General features: G+C 69.7%; 15 protein-coding genes and 1 pseudogene. 7 read left to right on the top strand and 9 right to left on the bottom strand.

Going from position 1 to position 20,769, the window contains the following annotated elements; all coding sequences use genetic code 11:
- Positions 1–6 precede the first annotated feature (6 nt).
- Positions 7–1,212: an NAD(P)/FAD-dependent oxidoreductase gene (locus ACWDEX_RS13450; protein ID WP_450463410.1), complete on the top strand. Its 1,206-nt coding sequence runs from the start codon at positions 7–9 to the stop codon at positions 1,210–1,212.
- Positions 1,209–2,129 carry an RNA polymerase sigma-70 factor gene (locus tag ACWDEX_RS13455; RefSeq protein ID WP_450463411.1) on the top strand — a complete coding sequence of 307 codons (921 nt, stop codon included), beginning with the start codon at positions 1,209–1,211 and terminating at the stop codon, positions 2,127–2,129. The genes ACWDEX_RS13450 and ACWDEX_RS13455 overlap by 4 nt, the downstream gene beginning before the upstream one ends.
- A 69-nt stretch (positions 2,130–2,198) precedes the next feature.
- Here the strand turns inward: ACWDEX_RS13455 and murQ are convergent, their stop codons facing one another.
- Complete coding sequence (gene murQ / locus ACWDEX_RS13460; protein ID WP_450463412.1) at positions 2,199–3,134, bottom strand: N-acetylmuramic acid 6-phosphate etherase; 936 nt, start codon at positions 3,132–3,134, stop codon at positions 2,199–2,201.
- Positions 3,135–3,197: 63 nt separating this feature from the next.
- Complete coding sequence (locus tag ACWDEX_RS13465) at positions 3,198–4,139, bottom strand: MurR/RpiR family transcriptional regulator (RefSeq protein WP_450463413.1); 942 nt, start codon at positions 4,137–4,139, stop codon at positions 3,198–3,200.
- Between the two features lie 56 nt (positions 4,140–4,195).
- On the opposite strand from ACWDEX_RS13465, the gene ACWDEX_RS13470 reads away from it, so the two are divergent.
- Positions 4,196–4,579, top strand: coding sequence for a hypothetical protein (locus ACWDEX_RS13470; RefSeq protein ID WP_450463414.1), 384 nt, complete (start codon positions 4,196–4,198; stop codon positions 4,577–4,579).
- A 43-nt stretch (positions 4,580–4,622) separates the two neighbouring features.
- Here the strand turns inward: ACWDEX_RS13470 and ACWDEX_RS13475 are convergent, their stop codons facing one another.
- The 5 genes from ACWDEX_RS13475 to ACWDEX_RS13495 form a co-directional block, all read right to left on the bottom strand.
- Positions 4,623–5,831, bottom strand: coding sequence for a Cmx/CmrA family chloramphenicol efflux MFS transporter (locus ACWDEX_RS13475; RefSeq protein ID WP_450463474.1), 1,209 nt, complete (start codon positions 5,829–5,831; stop codon positions 4,623–4,625).
- Between the two features lie 69 nt (positions 5,832–5,900).
- Positions 5,901–6,545: an HD domain-containing protein gene (locus tag ACWDEX_RS13480; RefSeq protein WP_450463415.1), complete on the bottom strand. Its 645-nt coding sequence runs from the start codon at positions 6,543–6,545 to the stop codon at positions 5,901–5,903.
- Positions 6,546–6,683: 138 nt separating this feature from the next.
- On the bottom strand, positions 6,684–10,259 hold the full coding sequence (locus ACWDEX_RS13485) for a DEAD/DEAH box helicase family protein (protein ID WP_450463416.1): 3,576 nt from the start codon (positions 10,257–10,259) through the stop codon (positions 6,684–6,686).
- Between the two features lie 196 nt (positions 10,260–10,455).
- A complete protein-coding gene (locus ACWDEX_RS13490; RefSeq protein ID WP_450463417.1) occupies positions 10,456–11,607 on the bottom strand; it encodes a restriction endonuclease subunit S in 1,152 nt (383 codons plus the stop codon).
- Positions 11,604–13,115 (bottom strand): type I restriction-modification system subunit M, encoded by a 1,512-nt coding sequence (locus tag ACWDEX_RS13495; RefSeq protein ID WP_450463418.1) that lies wholly within the window; start codon positions 13,113–13,115, stop codon positions 11,604–11,606. Before ACWDEX_RS13495 ends, ACWDEX_RS13490 begins: the two co-directional genes overlap by 4 nt.
- A 232-nt stretch (positions 13,116–13,347) precedes the next feature.
- Here ACWDEX_RS13495 and ACWDEX_RS13500 point away from each other — a divergent pair.
- From ACWDEX_RS13500 to ACWDEX_RS13510, 3 genes and pseudogenes are all read left to right on the top strand, one after another.
- A pseudogene (locus tag ACWDEX_RS13500) lies at positions 13,348–14,057 on the top strand (maleylpyruvate isomerase family mycothiol-dependent enzyme).
- Between the two features lie 124 nt (positions 14,058–14,181).
- Positions 14,182–14,871 carry a copper homeostasis protein CutC gene (locus ACWDEX_RS13505; protein ID WP_450463419.1) on the top strand — a complete coding sequence of 230 codons (690 nt, stop codon included), beginning with the start codon at positions 14,182–14,184 and terminating at the stop codon, positions 14,869–14,871.
- Positions 14,872–15,133: 262 nt separating this feature from the next.
- The gene (locus ACWDEX_RS13510) at positions 15,134–16,384 is read left to right on the top strand and encodes a trypsin-like serine peptidase (RefSeq protein WP_450463420.1); all 1,251 of its coding nucleotides are present in this window, start codon (positions 15,134–15,136) and stop codon (positions 16,382–16,384) included.
- Positions 16,385–16,444: 60 nt separating this feature from the next.
- Here the strand turns inward: ACWDEX_RS13510 and ACWDEX_RS13515 are convergent, their stop codons facing one another.
- Positions 16,445–18,445, bottom strand: a complete 2,001-nt coding sequence (locus ACWDEX_RS13515) for a HelD family protein (RefSeq protein WP_450463475.1) — start codon at positions 18,443–18,445, stop codon at positions 16,445–16,447.
- Between the two features lie 433 nt (positions 18,446–18,878).
- On the opposite strand from ACWDEX_RS13515, the gene ACWDEX_RS13520 reads away from it, so the two are divergent.
- Positions 18,879–19,073, top strand: coding sequence for a hypothetical protein (locus ACWDEX_RS13520; protein ID WP_450463421.1), 195 nt, complete (start codon positions 18,879–18,881; stop codon positions 19,071–19,073).
- A gap of 19 nt (positions 19,074–19,092) precedes the next feature.
- Here ACWDEX_RS13520 and ACWDEX_RS13525 read toward each other — a convergent pair whose 3' ends face one another.
- Entirely contained in the window at positions 19,093–20,739 is a 1,647-nt protein-coding gene (locus ACWDEX_RS13525) for a DNA repair helicase XPB (protein ID WP_450463422.1), read from the bottom strand.
- Positions 20,740–20,769 lie beyond the last annotated feature (30 nt).

Below are 20,769 nucleotides of genomic sequence, written 5' to 3' on the forward strand. Positions count from 1 at the left end.
GAAACGATGAGCGCACGACAGGAGACCGGAACGGCGACCGCGCACCGCGTGGTGATCCTGGGCGCTGGATACGCGGGCATGTCCGCGGCCATCCAGCTCGCCGCCCGGGTCAAGGGGCGCGAGGGCGTGGAGGTGACCGTGGTCAACGGGCAGGATCGGTTCACCGAGCGGATGCGGCTGCACATGACGGCGACCGGGCAGCCGCTTGCCGAGCTGAGCATCCCGGAACTGCTGGAGGGCACGGGCGCGCGGTTCGTACGCGGCTGGGTCACGGCGGTGGACGCCGACGCCAGGACCGTGCGGATCGATGACGATCGGGTGCTGCACTACGACACCCTGGTGTACGGGCTGGGCGGGGTCGCCGACACCTCGGCGGTGCCGGGGGCCGAGGACCACGCGTACACCCTGGGCGGTGCCCAGGACGCCGAGTTGCTGGCCGACCGGCTGGGGCGGCTCGACGGCGGCACGGTGGTGGTCGTCGGCAGCGGGCTGACCGGCATCGAGTCGGCGGCGGAGATCGCCGAGCGGTACCCGGCGGCGAACGTGGTGCTGGTGGGCCGGGCCGAGCCCGGTGCGGCCATGAACCCGAAGGCCAAGGCGTACGTGCACGCCGCGCTCGACCGGCTGGGCGTGACGGTGCGTGCCGGGGCCGAAGTGGTGAAGGTGCTGCCCGGCATGGTGGAGCTGGCGGGAGGGGAGAGCGTCGACGCCGACGTGGTCCTGTGGACGAGCGGCACGCGCGTGTCGCCGCTGGCGGCCGCTGCGGGGCTGGTCGTCGACGAGCGCGGACGCGTCGTCACCGACGCCGCGCTGCGGTCGGTGTCCCACCCCGAGGTGTACGCGATCGGCGACGCGGCCGCGATCCGACAGGGCTACGGCGTCATGCACGGCACCTGCCAGGGCGGCATGCCGACCGGGGTCCACGCCGCGCTGTCGATCGACCGGGTGCTCCGGGGCAGGCAGCCCAAGCCGTTCCGTTTCGGCTACTACCACACGCCGGTGAGCCTGGGACGCGGTGACGCCGTGGTGCAGTTCACGCGGCCTGACGACAGCCCGCGCCGGATCTGCCTGACAGGCCGCACGGCGGTCCGGTACAAGGAGACGGTGACCGCCTCACCCTGGCCCACTTACGGCCGCATGAAGAAGATGCCCGCTTCGGGCGCGTTCTGGCCCCGCGGGGGACGCTTCACCCGGGTCCGGGAGGACCGGTGACCAACCCGTCCGCCCACCCCGACCAGCAGGTCTTCCACGAGTACCGGCGGTTGCTGTTCTCCGTGGCCTACCGCGTCCTCGGCAGCGCGGCCGACGCCGAGGACGCGGTCCAGGACGCCTGGATCAAGTGGTCCGCCGCGGACCGCTCGCAGGTGGCCGACCCCAAGGCGTATCTGACGCGGATCGTGTCGAACCTGGCGCTGGAACGGCTGCGGTCGACCCGGCACAAGAGGGAGACATATGTGGGGCCGTGGCTGCCGGAGCCCATCCTGACCGGTGGGGATGTCTCCGAGGTCGTCACGGACGCCGAGTCGGTGTCGATGGCCATGCTGGTGGTGCTGGAGACGCTCAGCCCGCTGGAGCGCGCGGTGTTCGTGCTGAGGGAGGTGTTCGACTTCAGCCACGCCGAGATCGCCGAGGCGGTGGAACGTTCCGAAGTGGCGGTGCGGCAGGCCGCGCACCGGGCCCGCGAGCACGTACAGGCCCGACGGCCACGTTTCGCCGCGGACCGGTCGCGGCAGCGCGAGGCCACCGAGCGGTTCTTCGCCGCCGCGACCGGCGGTGACGTCAACGCCCTGATGGAACTGCTGTCCCCGGACGTCACCCTGTGGACCGACGGTGGCGGCAAGGTCCGCCAGGCCCTGCGTCCGGTGGTGGGCGCCGCCACGGTCGCCGCCTGGTTCGCGTCCATCGGCACCGTCACCTACCAGGGCATCGAGCCCGCCGACATGAAGGCCGAACTCGTCGAGATCAACGGCGGGCCGGGCATGGTGTTCAGCGGGCCGGAGCGCGTGATCGCCACCGTCACCTTCGACTTCGACACCGACGGCCGTATCACCGCCATCCACAACGTGGCCAACCCGGACAAACTCCAGGCCGTCACCGACGGCACCAGGTACGACATCGGGGCGCGCTGAGCGTCGCCACCGCGTGCTGCCGCAGCACTGGGGGACGGCCGAAGCGGTGGCGGACGCCCTCCGGTCTCGTCAGCCCGCCGCCTTCTCCAGCGCCGTGCGCAGATGCCCTTCGCTCTCCGCGAGGAGCCGCGCGGCCGAGAGCCCGTCCACGCCGCCCAGGATCGTCAGGATCGCGTTCTTGACCTCGCCGCCCGTAGCCGTCAGGGCGCGCTCGATCTCCTCGTCCGTCGCACCCGTCGCCAGCGCCACGATGCGGCGGGAGCGGGCGCGCAGCTTGGCGTTGGAGGCGCGGACGTCCACCATCAGGTTCCCGTACGTCTTGCCCAGGCGGATCATCGTGATCGTCGAGAGCATGTTGAGGACCAGCTTCTGCGCCGTGCCCGCCTTCAGACGGGTCGAGCCGGTGATCAGTTCGGGTCCTGTCACGACCTCGATGCCGTGCTCGGCGGCCGCCGCGAGGGCGCTGTCCGCGTTGCAGGACAGGCCGACCGTGAGCGCGCCGAGCGAGCGGGCGTGCTCCACCGCGCCGACCGCGTACGGTGTGCGGCCCGACGCCGAGATGCCGACCACCGTGTCACGGGCCGTCAGCCCCAGCGCGTCGAGATCCCTGGCCGCCAGCTCCCTGGAGTCCTCGGCGCCCTCGACCGCCGTCACCATCGCGTCCGGGCCGCCCGCGATCAGGCCGACGACCTGGGAGGGGTCCGTGTTGAAGGTCGGCGGGCACTCGGAGGCGTCGAGCACGCCGAGCCGCCCGGCGGTGCCCGCGCCCGCGTAGACGAGCCGGCCGCCGCGGGCCATGCGCTCCGTGATGTCGTCGATCGCGGCGGCGATCTGCGGGAGCCGCGCGGCGACAGCGGCCGGCACGGCCGCGTCCTCGCCGTTCATGAGGGCGGCGATCTCCAGTGTCGGCAGCCGGTCGATCTCCGCCAGTTCGGGACGGAACGCCTCGGTGGTCAGCGTCTCCAACTCGGCGCGGAGGTGGGGGAGGTCGGAGGAGGAGGTCATCGGAGCGGCTCTTTCCGGTGCGTGCTGCTCTGAGCGATGGACGGGCGAGTGTGACGACAGGCCCTAGCGCTTCGGCCCGCCGCTCGGGCGATGGCGGTGTGCGAGGGCCTCGTACGAGGCGGACAGCGCGGGCGCGGCGGTCTCGTACGCCCGCTGCGCCACGCCGACGAACAGGCAGTCCACGACGAGGAGTTGACTGGTACGGGACGACATCGCGGCCGGCCGCAGCTCGCTCTCGCGCGCCGTGGACGTGGTCAGGATGTGGTCGGCGTACTGCGTGACGGGCCCGTCGGGGCGGCCGGTGATGGCGACGGTCGTCGCACCGTGCTCGAAGGCGACGCGCAGCGGCTCGATGACATCGCCGGTGGAGCCGGAGTGCGTGATCGCGACCGCCACGTCCCTGCCGCGCAGTTGCACGGCGTTGGTGATGGCGAGGTGCGGATCGCTGTGCGCGTGGGCTATGAGCCCTATGCGCAGCAGCTTCTGCGCGAGGTCCTGGGCGACGAGCCCGGACGCCCCCACGCCGTAGACGTCGATACGGCGGGCGGCGGCGAGCGCGGCCACCGCGGCGCCGAGCTGCACGGTGTCCAGCCCGGCCGCCGTGTCGGCGAGGGTCTGCTGCTCGTCGTAGGCCAGCTTGGCGACGACGTCCACGAGGGGGTCGTCGACCGCGATGTCGGCGGTGACGGACGGGGCGCGGCCGGACTGCTGCTGGGCGGCGAGGCCCGCGAGCGCGAGGCGCAGGTCCCGGTAGCCGGGGTAGCCGAGGAGCCGGGCCGTACGGACGACGGTGGCCTCGCTGGTGCCGGTCAGCTCGGCGAGGCCGGTGACGGTGAGCGCCGCGCACCCGGCCGGGTCCCCGGCGACGGCCTCGGCGACACGCTGCATGGACCGGGTCATGGAGGGTGCGAGGGTCCGCACCTTGGCGGCGAGTGCGGCGGGGGCGGGAGGCGCGCTGGAGCCCGCCGACCCCTTCCCGAAAATTTCCTTCACTTCCTGGGTCACATTGTGAAAGATATTTTCGAGTGGGAGGTGTGGTCAAGAGTGCGCACAATGAGGGCATGGATCCCATCAGTCCCCTGGAACAGGCCCTGCACGCGGCCCGTGCGCGCGTACTCGCCGATCTGGTCACGGGAGAGGTCGCCGAGGCGGACGTCGTCTCACTCGTCGAGGACTCCGTCGTACAACGGCGATGGTGGGTCGAGCAATGGCCCGACGGCGCCGACTACGTGGCGGGGCTGGTCGCGCAGGACGTCCAGGACGCGCTGCTGGAGCGGTACGGACGCTGGCCGCTGTGCCCCGTCTGCCCCTCCGGCGGCCCGCACGCCCTCGACGTCGAGCCGGAACTCGGGCCGGACCCGTACTGGGTGTGCCACAAGGCCGGAGTGAAGGTCGCGGCGGTGGGGTCGCTGGGGCAGGCGACGGGCCGGATGTCCTCGTCGTGACGACCGGCCCGCGCGGCTGCCTCCATCCCCCCGGCGGGACAGGTCAGACGTCGGAGGGCACGGGATTCTCGACGGCCGCCGCCCCGGCCACCACCCGGGACGTCCGGCCGCGCCGCTGCAGCCGCAGGGAGAGGACGACCGCACCCAGGCCGGTAGCGGTCATGGCCGCTCCCGCCCATGCCGTCGAGGAGAAGCCCAGCCCCGCGTCGATGACCGCGCCGCCGAGCCAGGGTCCTCCGGCGTTGCCGAGGTTGAAGGCCGCGGTGGTGGTGGCGCCGGCCAGGGTGGGGGCGGCGGTGGCCACGTTGAAGAGGCGGGCGTTGAGGGCCGGTGCGGTGTAGAAGGCGGAGACGCCGAGGAGGAAGGCGATGAGGACGGCCGCGGTGGCGTACTGCCCGAGGAGGGCGAGTGTGACCAGCAGGACCGTCGAGGCGCCGGTGCCGGAGAGCAGGACGCCGAAGAGGTGCGCGTCGGCGACGCGCCCGCCGATCGTCGTACCGACGAGTGCGCCGACCCCGAACAGGGCGAGCACGGTCGGCACCCAGCCGGAGTCGAGCCCCGCCACGTCCGTGAGCAGCGGTGCGAGATAGCTGAAGGTGCAGAAGACCCCGCCCGCGGCGAGCATCACGACGGCGATGGCGAGCCAGACCTGCGGATCGCGGTAGATGGTCATCTCGTGCCGGAGGCGGGGCCTCTCGTCGGGCAGCGGGATGCGCGGGATGAGGGTGACGACACCGACGAGGGCGACGGCCGAGGCGGCCGCGACGGCCCAGAACGCGGAACGCCAGCCGAGGTGTTCGCCGAGGAAGGCACCGGCGGGGACACCGAGTACGTTCGCGATGGACAGCCCGCCGATCATCACGGCGAGCGCACGGGCCCGGGCACCGACGGGCGCCATCGCCACGGCGACGGACGCGCCGACCGCCCAGAACCCGGCACAGGCCAGCGCGCTGACCACGCGGGAGGCGAACAGCACGGCGTACGACGGCGCGAGCGCACCGGCGACCTGCCCGAGCCCGAACAGTGCGATCAGCGAGACGAGCGTCGTACGCCGGGGCAGCCGCAGGGTGGCCACCGCGAGGAGCGGTGCCCCGATGACCATCCCGATCGCGAACGCGGAGATCAGCAGCCCGGCCCGGGGGATCGAGACGCCCATGTCCTCGGCGATGGGCGGCAGCAGCCCCGAGAGCATGAACTCACTGGTACCGAGTGCGAAGACGGAGAGTCCGAGGACGTAGACGGCCAGGGGCATGCGGGGCCGTGCGGCAGGTGAGGGCATGTCCATGGGCAACGCCGGTCGGCGTGCCGGAATTCCCGCGCTTCAGGAGCCCAGCCGCGCCAGTTCGGCGCGCAGGTTGCGGCGGGCCGGCTCCTCCCACTCCCGTTCTCCGTGCGGCGTCCGGAACAGCCGTGGCAGGCCGAGGAGTTGGCGCAGGAGGTCCGCGCGGGCCGTGCGGAACGCGTCGTCGGGGACGAACGCGTACTCCTCGCGGACCGCCGCCGTGTACGTGGCGTACGTCTCCGCGGGCGCCGCCAGGATCGCCAGGTCGGCGTCGCACAGCACCGCGCCGTTCGCGTCGCCGGGCTCGGGCGCGTGTGTGACGGTGAGCCGGACCAGCCGGGCGACCTCGGCCGTCGTGGCCTGCGGCACCCCGGCCTCGGGAAGCGCGCGCTCGGCGAGCCGGGCCGAACGCTCCTCGTTCTCCGAGCGCTCCGGGAGATGAACCGCGTCGTGGAACCAGGCCGCGAGGCGCACCGCGGCGGGGTCGTCGGCGTACTCCTCCAGTACGTCGATGTGGTTCAGGACCGCCGTGAGGTGCGCGAGGGTGTGATAGCGGCGCCGCGGTTCCTGCCAGCGGGCGAGGAGGCTGTCGGCGTACGGCACCGGGTCGGGACCGCCGCCGGGGCCTCGGGCCTCCTCCAGAGCACGGGTCCAGCGGGAGCGGAGGCTGTCGAGGTCGGCCATGCGCTCATTGTCTCCATGGCCGTCGGCTCCACGGCCGTCGGCGTCATCGAAGCAGGCCGACTGCTGCCGGCCTGCTTGGCACGACTTCACATGCCCCTCCATGCATGTGCTCATCGGTACGCCGGAAAGAGAGCCTTCTCAGGCCGCGAGGCCCGTCTCCGGGACCGCGCGGGAACGCAGCATCCGGAAGACGACGTCCAGGGCATCGATTTCGTCGTCGTCGAAGTGGTCGTCGATGATCCCGCGGCTCCTGAAGAGGCTGTTCTCGTACAGGTCGCGGATGCTGATCAGGCCGTTCGCCGCGACATACCGGACCATCAGGCCGACCAGGTCGATCTGGTCGGCGGAGAGGTCGTGGTCGACGATGAAGCCGGCGAAGGCATCCTGCGCCGCCGTCCGGTCCAGGCCGCCGATGCGGCGCAGGAACACGCCGAGACCGCCGTCGGCCTCCCGCTTCTGCTCCAGGTCCTCGGCGGAGGCGACTCCCTCGGCCAGGAACACCTTTTCCAGGGTGGCGAGGTCCTCGGCCGTGATCTGCTCGTTCCCGCGCAGCTTGCGGACCGCCTCCTGCTCACGGTGGCTCTGCAGGTAGGCGCGGGCCTTCTGCTTGAAGCGCTCCTCGTCCGTGCCGACAGGCAGCCCCTTGAGTTCGATCTCCGTCAGGTCCCCGTGGTCTTCCGCGATGTCCGTGTAGACGATCTTCCGGGCGGCGGGCGCGTCGACCAGATGGGCCAGACCGCGCACGCGGCGCCGCACCTGCTCCAGCATCGGGATGGTCACGTTCTCCCACCACGCGTCGTCGACGACGGCATCCAGCAAGGACGCCTGGTCGCGGACAACGGGAATGTTGGTCTTGCCGAGCAGGTCCTGAGCGAGCTCCTGAATCTGGCCGCGCAGGCGCGGGTAGTCGGAGCTGCCTTCCAGGGCAGCGAGCTGGAGACGGTAGGCGATGAGATCGAATCGCTTGGCCTCCTCGCCCTTGTCCTCGCCCTCGGGCCAGTAGTCGGACGGCAGGCCGAGAACGTCCTCGCTCAGCGCGTGGGCCGCGTCGTCGCCGATGCGGTGCCAGGACGCGAAGTCGCCACCGAACACCTCGACATGACGACGGTGCGGTCGTACGAGGAAGTTGTCGAGGTTCATACCGCGCACAGTTTCGTGGAGGCGGTGTGCGACTGCCCAGCGCAGTGACGCCTCGGTGTCGATCGCGTCCGGGCCGCCGTCCTGTGCCGGGTCGGGAGCCTGGTGGCGGTCCAGCGCCCGGATGAGGTCGAGCTGGCGCTGCAGGAGCTTCTCGGTGAGCGTCGGAGCCTGCCGGGCCGGGGCACGGTCGAGCTCCTGGTTGAAGAACTCCGCGTTGCCGCACAAGTCGAAGACGTGGAACCCGTCCTTGTGGCGGCCGGGCCCGTAGATGTCCTCGCAGAGGCGGGTGCCACGGCCGATCATCTGCCAGAACTTGGTACGCGAGTACACCGGCTTGAACAGGACGAGGTTGAGTACCTCGGGCACGTCGATACCGGTGTCCAGCATGTCGACGGAGATGGCGATGTCAGGAGCCTTGGCCGGGTCGGAGAAGTCGTCGATGAGTTGCTGGGGGTTCTTCTCCTGGTAGGTGATGACACGGGCGTCGTTCCCGGCGCCCTGCCGGTAGTGGAGGTCGTACCGCTCCTCGATGGCCAAGGCATGCGTGTTGTTCTTGGCGAAGATGATCGTCTTGCCGAGCCGGTCTCCACCCTCCACCCGCAGACCGTGCCGCATCAGGACCTCGAGCGCGTTGTCGATGGTCGGCCGGTTGAACAGAAAACGGTTGACCTCGTCTGCGGACACAGCGTCCGGGACCTGCCCGTCCTCGGTCCACTCCAGGTTGTCCCAGGCCTCCTGCTGTTCCTCGGTGAGGTCGTCGTACCGGAACCCACGCCTGAGGGAGTCGAAGGGTACGTCGACGACGTTCGGCTTCACCAGGAAGCCGTCCGTGGCCGCCTGGTCCAGGCTGTAGGAGTCGGTCGGGACGCCGTCCTCCAACTGGAACAGCTGGTACGTGTTGTGGTCGACATCGTCCTTGGGCGTGGCCGTCAGACCCAGGAGGAGGCTGTCGAAGTACTCGAAGAGCTCGCCGTACTTGTCATAGACAGAGCGGTGGGCCTCGTCGATGACGACCAGATCGAAGAAGCCCGGTCCGAAGCGGCGACGGCCGTCCTCCGTGATCTCGTTGACCAGGTTCATCATGGTCGGGTACGTCGAGACGTAGACGTGGGCTTCGGTCTTCTTCTCGGTGAGGAGGTTGACCGTCACGCTGTTCGGCAGGTGCTCCTTGAACGCGCGCACCGCCTGGTTGACCAGAGCCTGGCGGTCGGCCAGGAAGAGGATGCGGCGCGCCCAGCCTGCTCGCTGCAGCAGTTCGGCGAAGGCCACCGTGGTACGGGTCTTGCCCGTACCGGTCGCCATGACGAGCAGAGCACGGCGGCGGTTCTCCTTCTCGAAGCTTTCGCTGACGCGCTGGATGGCCTGCAACTGGTAGGGGCGACCCGCGATGCCCTGGTTGACGTTGGACGACTTCAGGGCGAGCCGGCCGGCCCGCTGGCGGATCAGCCAGTGCAGTTCGTCCTTGGTGCGGAAGCCCTGGACCTTACGGGGCGGATAACCGTTGCCCTCGTCCCACAGGTAGGTCTCGTAGCCGTTGGTGTAGAAGACCACCGGCCGCTGGTTGTAAGCGGCTTCGAGCGCATCGGCATAGAGCTTGGCCTGCTGGCGGCCGGCGCGGGCGTCGACACGGGTGCGCTTGGCTTCGACGACGGCGAGAGGCAGGTCGTCGTCGCCCCACAGGACGTAGTCCACGTAGCCCTTGCCGGACTTGCTGATCACCCCGGGCTCGCTGTTGACCGGGAACTCGCGGTCGCGATCCTCAGCGAGCTCCCAGCCCGCCTCCTTGAGGAGGAGATCGATGAACAGGTCGCGGGTGGCGGCCTCGTCGTAGTCGTGGGCGTCGGGGCGAGCCTCGTTGGCCTTGCGGAGCTCGGTGATCCGGGCGCGCAGCTCGGCCACCTCGGAGGCGAGCTTTGCGCCCTTCGCACGCTCCTCGGCCAGTTCCTTGGCCTGCGCGTCCCAGCGTGCCTGGTCCTCCTCGGCCTGCTTCTTCAGCTCGGCCTGGCGACGCTGCTTGACCTCGGCGGGTACGGGGCGCGGAATGCGCTGGGTGTCGAACTGAACGCCAGGGGCGGGAGCCGCGGCCGGGTCGGGCGCGTAGGTCCGGGCGAACCAGTAGAAGACGTGGAACAGCTCGGCGACCGTCCGTACCGCGTCCCTGGCCTGGACGGGGGACGGGCGGTGCACGGCGTAGTTGCCCTGGCGCCGGATGAGGTCCATCTTCGCGCTGAGCGTCGGCCCGACCAGGTTCCGCATGCTCGGCTCGTTGAGCATCGCGCTCAGGTCGTTCTGGTACGGAGGCCGCAGCGCGGAGTCCCTGTCGTACATCCAGTGCACGGCGAGCTCAAGGACCCGGCGGGCGTAGAAGCAGGAGGTACGGGGGTCCGCGTAGGCGAGGCGCTCGGCGCGGAGCGCCTCGTCGTAGAGGGCGGGCCACTCGGTGCGGAGGAAGTGGAAGTTGCTTTGCGGCCGGCCGATGTCTTGGGCGGCGGTGATGCTCCGGGAGTCCTTCGCGCTTTGCTCGTCCCGGTTCTCGCGCTGCACCTGGCCCTTGCCGTGCCCCTCGATGGCCATGACCGAGTCGTGTCCCTTCCCCTGTGAGTGCGATGCGCCTTCCCCCCGGGGCTGCTGCGGCACTCAGTGGCCTGCGTGACGTGCTGTGACAGTTGCCAGGACGCCGACCGGCCGGTCGGCGGTTGCGGAACGGTCGGCGACTGGGTGGTGCGTGGTGCGGCCGGATTTTCAGGCCCCGCGCGCCGGCTCCGTCATTTCAGAGAGTGCCGGAGAAGGCACGGCGCTGCAGGGAGACGAAAAGTTCGTCCAGAGCGTCGAGGTGGCTCTCGTGTGCCTGCTTCGTCTGCCGGATGGCGAGCACCTTGCGCTGAAACGCACGCTGCTCCTCAAGAAGGGGCAGTTTGAAGGTGACCGCCCCCATTGTCTTCTGGTTGACCTTGTATGTGCCGTTTGTCGTCCGGGCTACGCTTTCGATCTGGTGACGGACATGTGGTGTCGCCCAGACATGGGTCAAGTACTCCTGAACGATCAGGTCGCTGCGGATCGGGGCGGAAAGGACTGTGTCCGGATACACCGTGTCGGCCATGGCGGCGTCCGGGAACACTCCTTTCCCGACCAACCTTCGATTCCCGTTTCCGCGGCACACCATGAAGAGATCTTCGGTGACGGCGTAAGCAGTCGTCGGATCTTGTGTGAAAGTTCCCATTTTCCACGCAGAACCGTTGAAGGAATCTCCGGTTACCGCGGAGAGAGTGAGAACCTTGGCCTCCACGTCGCCCTGTGACGAGGGAGAGATGCCGTTGCTCAGCTTCCTCTCCAGGACCATGTCCAAGTTGACCGTGCGGCCCTTGTCGGGGGACTGCTCGCCGAACATGTCGATGAAGACGGACTGTGTGAGCTCTCTCAGGAGGGCGATCGCTCGGCGGCGCTCGGCTCGCAGCGTGTCCACCCGCTCCAGCACGGTGGCGATGCGCTTCTGCTCCGTTGTGGACGGGCAGTAGAACTTCGCACCCAGCAGGTCGCCTTTGTTGACATGCTTCATCGTCGCGCCATGCAGATGACGCTCGGATTCGCGCAATACGTGACCAATCGCGTAGCGCAGGTATTGCTTGTCCACTCGGCTCTGGTCGGGCTGCACCCGGAAGATGTGCTGATTGAGCACGGCTACATCCGGTTCGGTCCATTCGAACACCCCGAGGGTGGCCGACCAGGAGACAAGGAGGTCACCAGGGTGGACCTTCACCCCTTCCGGCACTGCTCTTTGTGTCCGGTTGAACGGCTTGGTGCTGTCCGTCAGGTTCTGGATGCGGATGATCCGCGCTCCCGAATCACCCCAGTCGGTGGCCTTGAAGGCCATACCGTTGGTGAACTCCGCAACCTCGCCGAGCGAAGAAAAAGGCAACGTCACGTCAGCATCTCCCTCAGCTTCGCCGTACCTGCCTCGATCTCCTTGTTCAACTGCTCCAGATCGGTCAGGATCTCCAGCGGCGGCCGTGTCACGACCTCCTCGTGGACGATCTCCTTGTAGCGGTTCAAGGAGAGGTCGTAGCCCTGAGCGGCGATGTCGGACTTCGAGACGCAGAAGCTCTGCTCCGTACGGGCACGGTGGCGCTCGTCGGTGGTGCGGCGCTTCCAACGGGTCAGAACGTCCGGGAGGTTGTTCTTCGCGTGCTCCTCGGCCGTGAGATCGGTGGCGCGGGCGCCCAGGCGGTCCTCCGCCAGCAGCGGGTTGCGCTTGTCGTCCAGGCTGAAGCCATCCGCCTGGACGTCATAGAACCAGACCTCGTCCGTGCCACCGGAATCGGTCTTCGTGAAGAAGAGGATGGCGGTGGAGACGCCGGCGTACGGCTTGAAGACGCCCGACGGGAGCTTCACCACCGCGTCGAGTTTCTGGTCCTCCACCAGCATGCGGCGCAGTTCCTTGTGCGCCTTCGTCGAACCGAAGAGGACGCCGTCGGGGACGATCACCGCGGCCCGGCCGCCCGGCTTGAGCAGCTTGAGGAAGAGAGTCAGGAAGAGGAGTTCCGTCTTCTTGGTCTTGACGACCTTCAGCAGGTCCGAGGAGGTCGTCTCGTAGTCGAGGCTGCCGGCGAAGGGCGGGTTCGCGAGGATCAAGGAATAGCGGTCGGTCTCCTCACCCGCGCTCTGCGAGAGGGAGTCGCGGTAGCGGATGTCCGGGCTCGCGACGTCGTGCTGCAGCATGTTCATCGAGCCGATGCGAAGCATGGTCGAGTCGAAGTCGAACCCGTGGAACATGCTGTTGTTGAAGTGATGCTGGTTGTCGGCCTCGACCAGGTCGTCCTTGTGGACACGCTGCACGTACTCGGACGCGTTCACCAGGAATCCGGCCGTACCGCAGGCGGGGTCGCAGATCTCGTCGCGAGGGTTCGGCTCGGTCATCTCGACCATGAGCTGAATGATGTGCCGAGGGGTGCGGAACTGCCCGTTCTGGCCTGCTGAGGCGATCTTGCCGAGCATGTACTCGTACAGATCGCCCTTGGTGTCCTTGTCCTGCATCGGGATGCCTTCCAGGAGGAGGACAACCTTGGACAGCAGGTTCGGCGTCGGGATCGTGAAGCGGGCGTCCTTCATGTGGTGCGAGTACGTGGAGTCCTCGCCGCCCAGTGTGCGCAGATAGGGAAAGACCCTCTCGGCGACCGTCTTGTACATCTGCGCCGGCTCGGCGTCCTTGAAATTCTGCCAGCGCAGGTCCTGCTGATCAGGGCCGAAGAAGGGATTGGTGTCCTGGATGCCGCGCCGGGCCATCTTGTCCTTGACCAACTGCAGCTCGTCCAGACGCCGGATGAAGAGGAGGTAGGTGATCTGCTCCATTACCTCCAGCGGGTTGGAGATCCCGCCCGACCAGAACGCGTCCCAGACGCGGTCCACCTTGCTCTTCAGCTCGCCCGTAATCACACGAGCGATCCTACGGCCCGCCAGTGACAACAGCGGCCGATGCGGAGGGTACGGAACACCTCGGATCGGACCCGTATCGCTCACGTCACAACCGCGTGATCATCCTGGACTCTCACTCGCGAGGTGTCATGGTCCTGGACAGCCGGACCAAGTCCAAGAACGCACCGAACGTGCACTGCGTCACTACGCGCAAGTACCGGTGCCTGGGGCAGACCACGCCTAGCGTGACCCCATGACGAATGCAGATCTGCGTGACGACGTACGCGACCCGGAACTGCCCGGCCGGCTGCTGACCGTCGAGCGCGATGCGCTCATCCCGCTGCTGCGGGCGCGCCCGGACGTGGACTTCGCGCTGCCTGCCGCCGCGTGTCCGGGGTGGACCGTGCGGCATGTGCTCGCGCACTGTTCGGCCGCGCTGACTCGGGTGGTGGAGAGCCGGTTCGAGAAGGGCGTGTTCAGTCCCGAGGCGAACGACCGTGACATCGCCGAACGCGCAGGGTGGACGAACGCCCGGGTCGTCGACGAGCTGGAGCACGGGATGACCGCGGCGGGCGCCGCGATCGCGCGGGCCGGCGGGGCGCTGGACCTGGTGGCGCTCGGCATGGGGGTCCCCCCACGCCCTCAAGGCAGTGGGGGAGGGTGCACGCCGGGGACGTACGGGAGGCGCTCGGGGAGCCGGGGGCGTACGCGGGGGACGGACTGCCGTACGCGCTCGCCCTGCTCGCCCGCATCACACACGAGAAGGCGCACGTCCCGCTCCACGCCGACCTCGACGACGCCGACGAGCCGCTGCGACTGGGCGACGCGAACGGGCAGCACCCGCCGGCCAGGTACATCGGTGACGCGTCCACCCTGATCCGGCTCTACGCGGGCCGCCCGCCGGCGGGGACGCGGTACGAGCTGGCGGGAGTGGAGGAGGGAGAACTGAACATCTTCGGCTGAGGGCGCCCGCGCCGGCCGGCGATCCACTCGTCCCGGCACCTCCGCTCGGCGTACCCTTGAATTGGACTAGACCTGTAGCGGCCAGGGCGACAGGCCCTGGGGAACACCGACGGAAGGGGTCCTGATGAGTACGCGTGCAGTCCTGGAGGTGATCGCCCTCGACGTCGAGGACGCGATCGCCGCCCGGGTCGGAGGCGCGGACCGCCTCGAGCTGGTCGCCGACATGGCCGCCGACGGGCTCACCCCGCAGGTGGAGACCTTCACCGCGATCCGTGCCGCCGTCGACATCCCGCTGCGCGTGATGCTCCGTCTGCGGGACGGGTTCGCGGCCGGTGACATCGAGGCGCTCGTACGTGTCGCGCGCGAGCTGCGCGCGGCCGGCGCCGACGAGTTCGTGCTCGGGTTCCTCGACGAGAACGGCGGGCCCGACCTCGACGCCGTCAGCCGGCTGGTCGCGGAGCTGGACGGCTGCCACTGGACCTTCCATCGTGCGATCGACCGTGCCGCCGACCGTGAGTCCCTGCGCAAGCAGCTCGCCGACCTTCCGGGCCTGGACGCCTACCTCACGGCGGGCTCGCCCGACGGCGTGGACGACGGCCTGCCCGTCCTGGTCGCCGAGCAGGCCCGGCGCGGCGAGCCCGGCCACACCCAGCGGCTCCTGGTCGGCGGTGGCCTCCGCCTCGACCACGTCCCCCGGCTGCGCGCCGCCGGTGTCGACGCCTTCCACATCGGCGGCGCGGCCCGCCCGCACGGCTGGACCGGACCGGTCTCGCCGGAGGCGGTACGCCAGTGGCGCACGGCCGTCGACGGCTGACCGGCACGGCGGTGTGAGCGGGGCGCGGCGGCCACGCGACCGTCGCGGCCCGGCCCCGGTGTCGTGGGTGGCGGAGGGCTCGCCGTCGCAGGCGTGGTTTCACCGCCGTGACATGACGTCATGTCACGGAGCGATATCCGCCACGTAGTTGTTGTGTGCTGACCGTCCCCCGACGATCACCGCGCGCCTTCCGGCGTGCATAGTAGGGGCGTTCCGGCCAAGCCGGAGCATGACAAGAATCAGCCACAGGGGGGCCAACTCCATGCCATTCATACGCCGCCGCGGCGTCACGGCCGCCGTCGCCGTGATCGCCGCGGTCATGGTGACCGCCACGGCCTGCGACAGCAAGACGAAGGACGAGGGCAAGGCGTCCGCCTCGTCGTCGGCCCAGGGCGACCAGAATGATCCGGGCGTCGACACCGGGCAGGACGAGGGCGGGAACACGCTGGGCGGCTTCAAGCTGCCGGACGGCATTCCCACCGACCTCACCGGTCAGGCCCTGCAGAAATGGAAGGACGGCGGCTGGAAGGACTTCAGTGACTGGAAGTCCAAGGCGGAGGAGTTCGCCAACCCGTACATCAAGGACTTCTGGACGCCCGAGCGGGTCGCCGAGGCCAAGTCGGCCATTCCCGGGGTCACCGAGGCGAGCAGCACCAGCACCAGCTCGGGCGGCGGCACCACGTACATGTGGACGCCCGACGGCAAGGTGAAGCGCAAGACCGCGACGCGGGTGAAGACGACGTACCACCGGTACGCACCACCCGTGGGCAAGATCTTCTTCACCACCCCGCAGGGCAGCATGGTGTGCTCCGGCGCGGTCGTCACCGACCCCGCGCACCCCGGCAAGTCCAACCTGGTGTGGACGGCCGGCCACTGCGTGCACGCGGGCAAGGGCGGCGGCTGGTTCCGCAACATCGCCTTCGTGCCGTCGTTCGACAACACCGGCCGCTACAACATGCAGCAGGCGGGGCAGAACATCCGCTCCAAGTCGGTCTCCCCGTACGGCATCTGGTGGGCGAACTGGGCCTCTACGTCCCAGGCGTGGATCAAGGGCGGCACCCACACGGGCACCGTGGCCAACACCTACGACTACGCGCTGCTGCACGTGAAGCCCGAGAAGGGGAAGAAGTCCCTCCAGGAGTCGATCGGTTCGGCGCTCCCGGTGTGGTTCAACGCCCCCGCGGCCAACAAGATCAAGAGCATGAAGGTCCGCGGCTACCCGGCCGAGTCCCCGTACGACGGCTCGAAGATGTACGACTGCCGCGGCGCGACCAAGCGCTCGGTGCTCGGCTACAGCTACCCGAGCAAGTACCCGGCGATGTACATGATCGGCTGCACGCTGAACGGCGGCGCCTCGGGCGGTCCTTGGTTCATGACGCACAACAAGCGCACGTACCTGGTGTCGAACAGCTCCCTGAGTGACCGCAGGTCCTGGGTGAGCGGACCGCGACTGGGCACGGGTGCCAAGCAGATGTACCTGGCGGTCAGCAAGAAGTTCAAGACGTCCAACTGATCCAGGCGTCCCCCGCGGCCCCCGGTGCCCTCGTCCTGTAGGCGCCGGGGGCCGTGCCGTTCAGCCCAGCTGGGGCGGCAGTGGTGCCGTGTGGGTGACGATCAGGCCCGAGACCGCTCGGGTCAGGGCCACATACAGGCGGCGCAGGCCCGTTCGTTCGTCCGGTTCGCCGTCGACGACGGCCTGCGGCTCGTCGAGGACCACGTAGTCGTACTCAAGCCCCTTGGCGAGCGACGCCGGGACCAGGGTCAGCCGGGTCTCCCGCGTGGTCTCCTCACCGGGGCCGAGATGGCCGATGCCGGCCTCGGCGAGCGCCTCGGCGAGCGCGGGGACGCGGGCGTCGGCGGCGATCAGACCGGTCGAGCCCTCCCGCAGCAGCAGCTCCGTGCAGGCGGCGATGACATCGGAGTCCGTCGCGGTCGCCCGCACCTCGAAGAACCCGGGGTTCTCACGCACCGACGCGACCGGCGTCAGACCCGGCGCGATGTGCGGCAGCAGCCGGGAGGCGTACGTGATCACGTCCGTCGGCACACGGAAACCGGCCGTCAGCTCCTCGATGGCCGCGTCGGACTTCCCGAGATGGGCGAGCGCCTCCTGCCAACTGCGCGTCGCCCAGGGCGTGGTGCCCTGCGCGAGATCGCCCAGCACGGTCGCCGAACCGGTCGTGCAGCGGCGGCCGACGGCCCGGTACTGCATCGGTGAGAGGTCCTGCGCCTCGTCGAGGACGACATGCCCGAGCGAGTGCGTGCGCTGGACGAGGTCGGCCGCCTCGTCGATCAGCACGGCGTCCGCGGCCGACCACCGGGCGGACTTCACGGACCGCACCGGCTTCGCCCAGAGGATCTCCTTCTGCTCGTCACCGTCGAGGACCCCGTCCGCGTGTTCGGCGAGGAAGTCGGCGTCGGTGAGCAGCCGCAGGACCAGCTTGGCGGGATCGACGGGCGGCCAGATCGCCTTGACCGCCGCCTTCACGGCCGAGTTGCGGGCGACGGCGTCCTGCACGCGGTCGTCCGGCGCCTCCCCGGACCGCTCCATCTGGACGAGCACGGCGTGCGCGATCCGCTGCGGAAGGGCCTCGCGGGCAGCGCCGTAGCGGATGTCCCGGGCGAGCAACTCCGCGACGATCGCCTCCAGTTCGTACGCGGGTACCCGCCAGCGCCGTGAGCCGCGCACCACCACGACCGGCTCGGTGGGCAGGGTGACGTGTGAGCGGACGGCCCTGCGCAGAACCTCCGCCATGCGGGCGTCGCCCTTGACGACGGCGGCGGCCGCGGTGTCGTCCCCGCGCACCTCGACATGCGCGACGAGGTCGTCGACCGTCGCCTGCGTGACCGCCAGCTCGCCGAGAGCGGGCAGCACCTGCTCGATGTAGTGCAGGAAGGACCTGTTGGGGCCGATGACGAGGGTGCCGGTGCGGGCGAGCCGCTCGCGATGGGCGTAGAGGAGGTACGCGACCCGGTGCAGGCCCACCGCGGTCTTGCCCGTCCCCGGGCCTCCCTGCACACAGACGGTGCCGGACAGCCCGCTGCGGACGATCTCGTCCTGCTCGGGCTGGATGGTGGCGACGATGTCACGCATCGGGCCGACGCGCGGGCGCTCGATCTCCTGCTGGAGCAGCTTGCTGGTGGTCGCCGCCTCGGCGGGGTCCAAGAGGCGTTCGTCCTCGTACGCGGTGAGGTCGCCGCCGGTGTAGCCGAAGCGGCGGCGCAGCGCGATGTCCATCGGGTCCTTCTTCGAGGCCCGGTAGAACGGCTGGGAGACGGGCGCGCGCCAGTCGATCACCATCGGGTCGCCGTCCGCGTCGTGGACGTGCCGCCGCCCGATGTAGAAGTTCTCGCCCTCCGCGCCCTCCGCCTGGTCAGCGCCATGGGGGTCCCCCCGCTCGAGCGAAGTCGAGAGTGGGGGAGCGTGCAGGTAGTCGAGGCGGCCGAAGAAGAGCGGGGTGTGGCTCAGGTCGGCGAGGGCCTTGATGCGCTCGTCGATCTGGCGGGCGAGAACCGCGGCGTTGACCCAGTTCGCTGTGACGTTGCTGATGTCGAGGTTCTCCGCGTCCTCGCGCATCGCGCGCAGCGCCGCCCGGGAGGCGGTGAGATGGGAGCGCTCGCGGGAGAGGGGGTCGGGGGCGGACGGGATGGACGACGTGGACACGGGAGGCTGCCTCCGGGGCGGGTTCGAGCGAAGTCGGGAACGCTGGTGCGGTGACCGGAAAGGTTCACCGGCTCGCGGGCCGGCCGTCACGGTGTCGAGTGATGGTTTCAGCCGTCCGCGAGTGGCGGTTCAGCCGTCCGGTTTCCGTCCGGACGACGGCTCTCCGCGAGGGGAGGCGGGCAAGGGACGGGATTGTAGGTGAACGCCTATCACGGCGGCCAATGGATTTCCCGCAGCCTCATGCCCTCAGGCGGGACACGGGCTCACGACGGTGGGAGAAGCAAGCCGCGCAGGTTACGTCCTTGGACCGACGCCATCCGGGTCAAGCGGTTCCACCATGGGGAACATGAGTGCAGCAACCGTCTCCGCCGTCCCCGGCCGGCCCGGACCGCCGTCCGGTGCGACCGCCCTCGGCCAGGCGCACCGCCGCCACCGCCTCGGTGACGTGCTGCGTGCCGTGAGGGTGTTCGCGGGCGCCGCGTTCGACGTGCTTCTCTTCGGTGAGTACTGCGAGGAGATGGGCGTGCGCCGCCACCGGTAGCGGCGCCCGTCCCCGGCTCTCAGCTCTCTCCGGCCAGCAGCTCGTCCGCGTCCATGATCCGGTACGCGTACCCCTGTTCCGCCAGGAAGCGCTGGCGGTGGGCGGCGAAGTCCTGGTCGATGGTGTCGCGGGCCACGACCGAGTAGAAGTGCGCCTGGTGTCCGTCGGCCTTGGGCCGCAGCACCCGTCCCAGCCGCTGGGCCTCCTCCTGCCGCGACCCGAACGTCCCCGACACCTGGATGGCGACGGTCGCCTCCGGCAGGTCGATGGAGAAGTTCGCCACCTTGGACACGACGAGCACACTGATCTCGCCCTCACGGAAGGCGTCGAAGAGCTTCTCGCGCTGGGCGTTGGAGGTCTCGCCCTTGATGACGGGAGCGCCCAGGTGCTCGCCCAGCTCGTCCAACTGGTCGATGTACTGCCCGATGACGAGGATCTGCTGCCCGGCGAAGCGCCGCACCAGCGCCTCGGTCACCTTCCGCTTGGTGTCGGTGGTGGCGCAGAACCGGTACTTCTCCTCGGTCTCGGCGGTGGCGTACGCGAGCCGCTCGGAGTCGGTGAGGTTCACCCGCACCTCCACGCAGTCGGCGGGCGCGATGTACCCCTGGGCCTCGATCTCCTTCCAGGGCGCGTCGAACCGCTTGGGTCCGATGAGGGAGAACACGTCCGACTCGCGGCCGTCCTCCCGCACCAGGGTCGCCGTCAGCCCGAGCCGCCGGCGCGCCTGCAGGTCCGCCGTGAACTTGAAGACGGGCGCGGGCAGCAGGTGCACCTCGTCGTAGACGATGAGCCCCCAGTCCCGGGAGTCGAACAGCTCCAGGTGCGGGTAGACACCCTTCCGCTTGGTGGTGAGCACCTGGTAGGTGGCGATGGTGACCGGGCGGATCTCCTTGCGTGTGCCGGAGTACTCGCCGATCTCGTCCTCGGTGAGCGACGTGCGCTTCACCAGCTCGTGCTTCCACTGTCGGGCGGAGACGGTGTTGGTGACGAGGATGAGGGTGGTGGCCTTGGCCTGGGCCATGGAGCCCGCGCCGACGAGCGTCTTGCCCGCCCCACAGGGCAGGACGACGACTCCGCTGCCGCCGTGCCAGAAGTTCTCCACGGCCTGCTTCTGGTAGGCCCGCAGGGCCCAGCCGTCCTCGCGCAGCTCGATGGGGTGCGCCTCGCCGTCGACGTACCCGGCCAGGTCCTCGGCGGGCCAGCCCAGCTTGAGCAGCGTCTGCTTGATCTGCCCGCGCTCGGACGGATGAACGGCGACGCTGTCCTGGTCGATCCGGGCCCCGACCAGCGGGGTGATCCGCTTGGACCGCAGCACCTCCTCCAGGACGGGCCGGTCGGTGGAGGTGAGCACCAGCCCGTGGGCGGGGTGCTTGGTGAGGGTCAGCCGCCCGTACCGGTCCATGGTCTCGGCGATGTCGACGAGCAGCGCGTGCGGCACCGGGTACCGGCTGTACTGCACGAGCGCGTCCACGACCTGCTCGGCGTCGTGCCCGGCCGCCCGTGCGTTCCACAGCCCGAGCGGAGTCACCCGATAGGTGTGGATGTGCTCCGGCGCCCGCTCCAGCTCGGCGAACGGCGCGATGGCCCGACGGCAGTCGTCGGCCTGCTCGTGGTCGACCTCGAGGAGCAGGGTCTTGTCGGACTGAACGATGAGCGGACCACTCACGCGCGGCATCCTTTCCGTGTGGCCAAACGT

The sequence above is a fragment of the Streptomyces sp. NPDC001020 genome (assembly GCF_053599115.1).

Bases quoted from the DNA above. Each gene is read 5' to 3' on its own strand.
- ACWDEX_RS13520 (WP_450463421.1), top strand. From the start codon at position 18,879: ATGAGTGCAGCAACCGTCTCCGCCGTCCCCGGCCGGCCCGGACCGCCG.
- ACWDEX_RS13470 (WP_450463414.1), top strand. From the start codon at position 4,196: ATGGATCCCATCAGTCCCCTGGAACAGGCCCTGCACGCGGCCCGTGCG.
- ACWDEX_RS13485 (WP_450463416.1), bottom strand. From the start codon at position 10,259: ATGGCCATCGAGGGGCACGGCAAGGGCCAGGTGCAGCGCGAGAACCGG.
- ACWDEX_RS13515 (WP_450463475.1), bottom strand. From the start codon at position 18,445: ATGCGCGAGGACGCGGAGAACCTCGACATCAGCAACGTCACAGCGAAC.
- ACWDEX_RS13510 (WP_450463420.1), top strand. From the start codon at position 15,134: ATGCCATTCATACGCCGCCGCGGCGTCACGGCCGCCGTCGCCGTGATC.
- ACWDEX_RS13475 (WP_450463474.1), bottom strand. From the start codon at position 5,831: ATGCCCCTGGCCGTCTACGTCCTCGGACTCTCCGTCTTCGCACTCGGT.
- murQ (WP_450463412.1), bottom strand. From the start codon at position 3,134: ATGACCTCCTCCTCCGACCTCCCCCACCTCCGCGCCGAGTTGGAGACG.
- ACWDEX_RS13450 (WP_450463410.1), top strand. From the start codon at position 7: ATGAGCGCACGACAGGAGACCGGAACGGCGACCGCGCACCGCGTGGTG.
- ACWDEX_RS13480 (WP_450463415.1), bottom strand. From the start codon at position 6,545: ATGGCCGACCTCGACAGCCTCCGCTCCCGCTGGACCCGTGCTCTGGAG.
- ACWDEX_RS13505 (WP_450463419.1), top strand. From the start codon at position 14,182: ATGAGTACGCGTGCAGTCCTGGAGGTGATCGCCCTCGACGTCGAGGAC.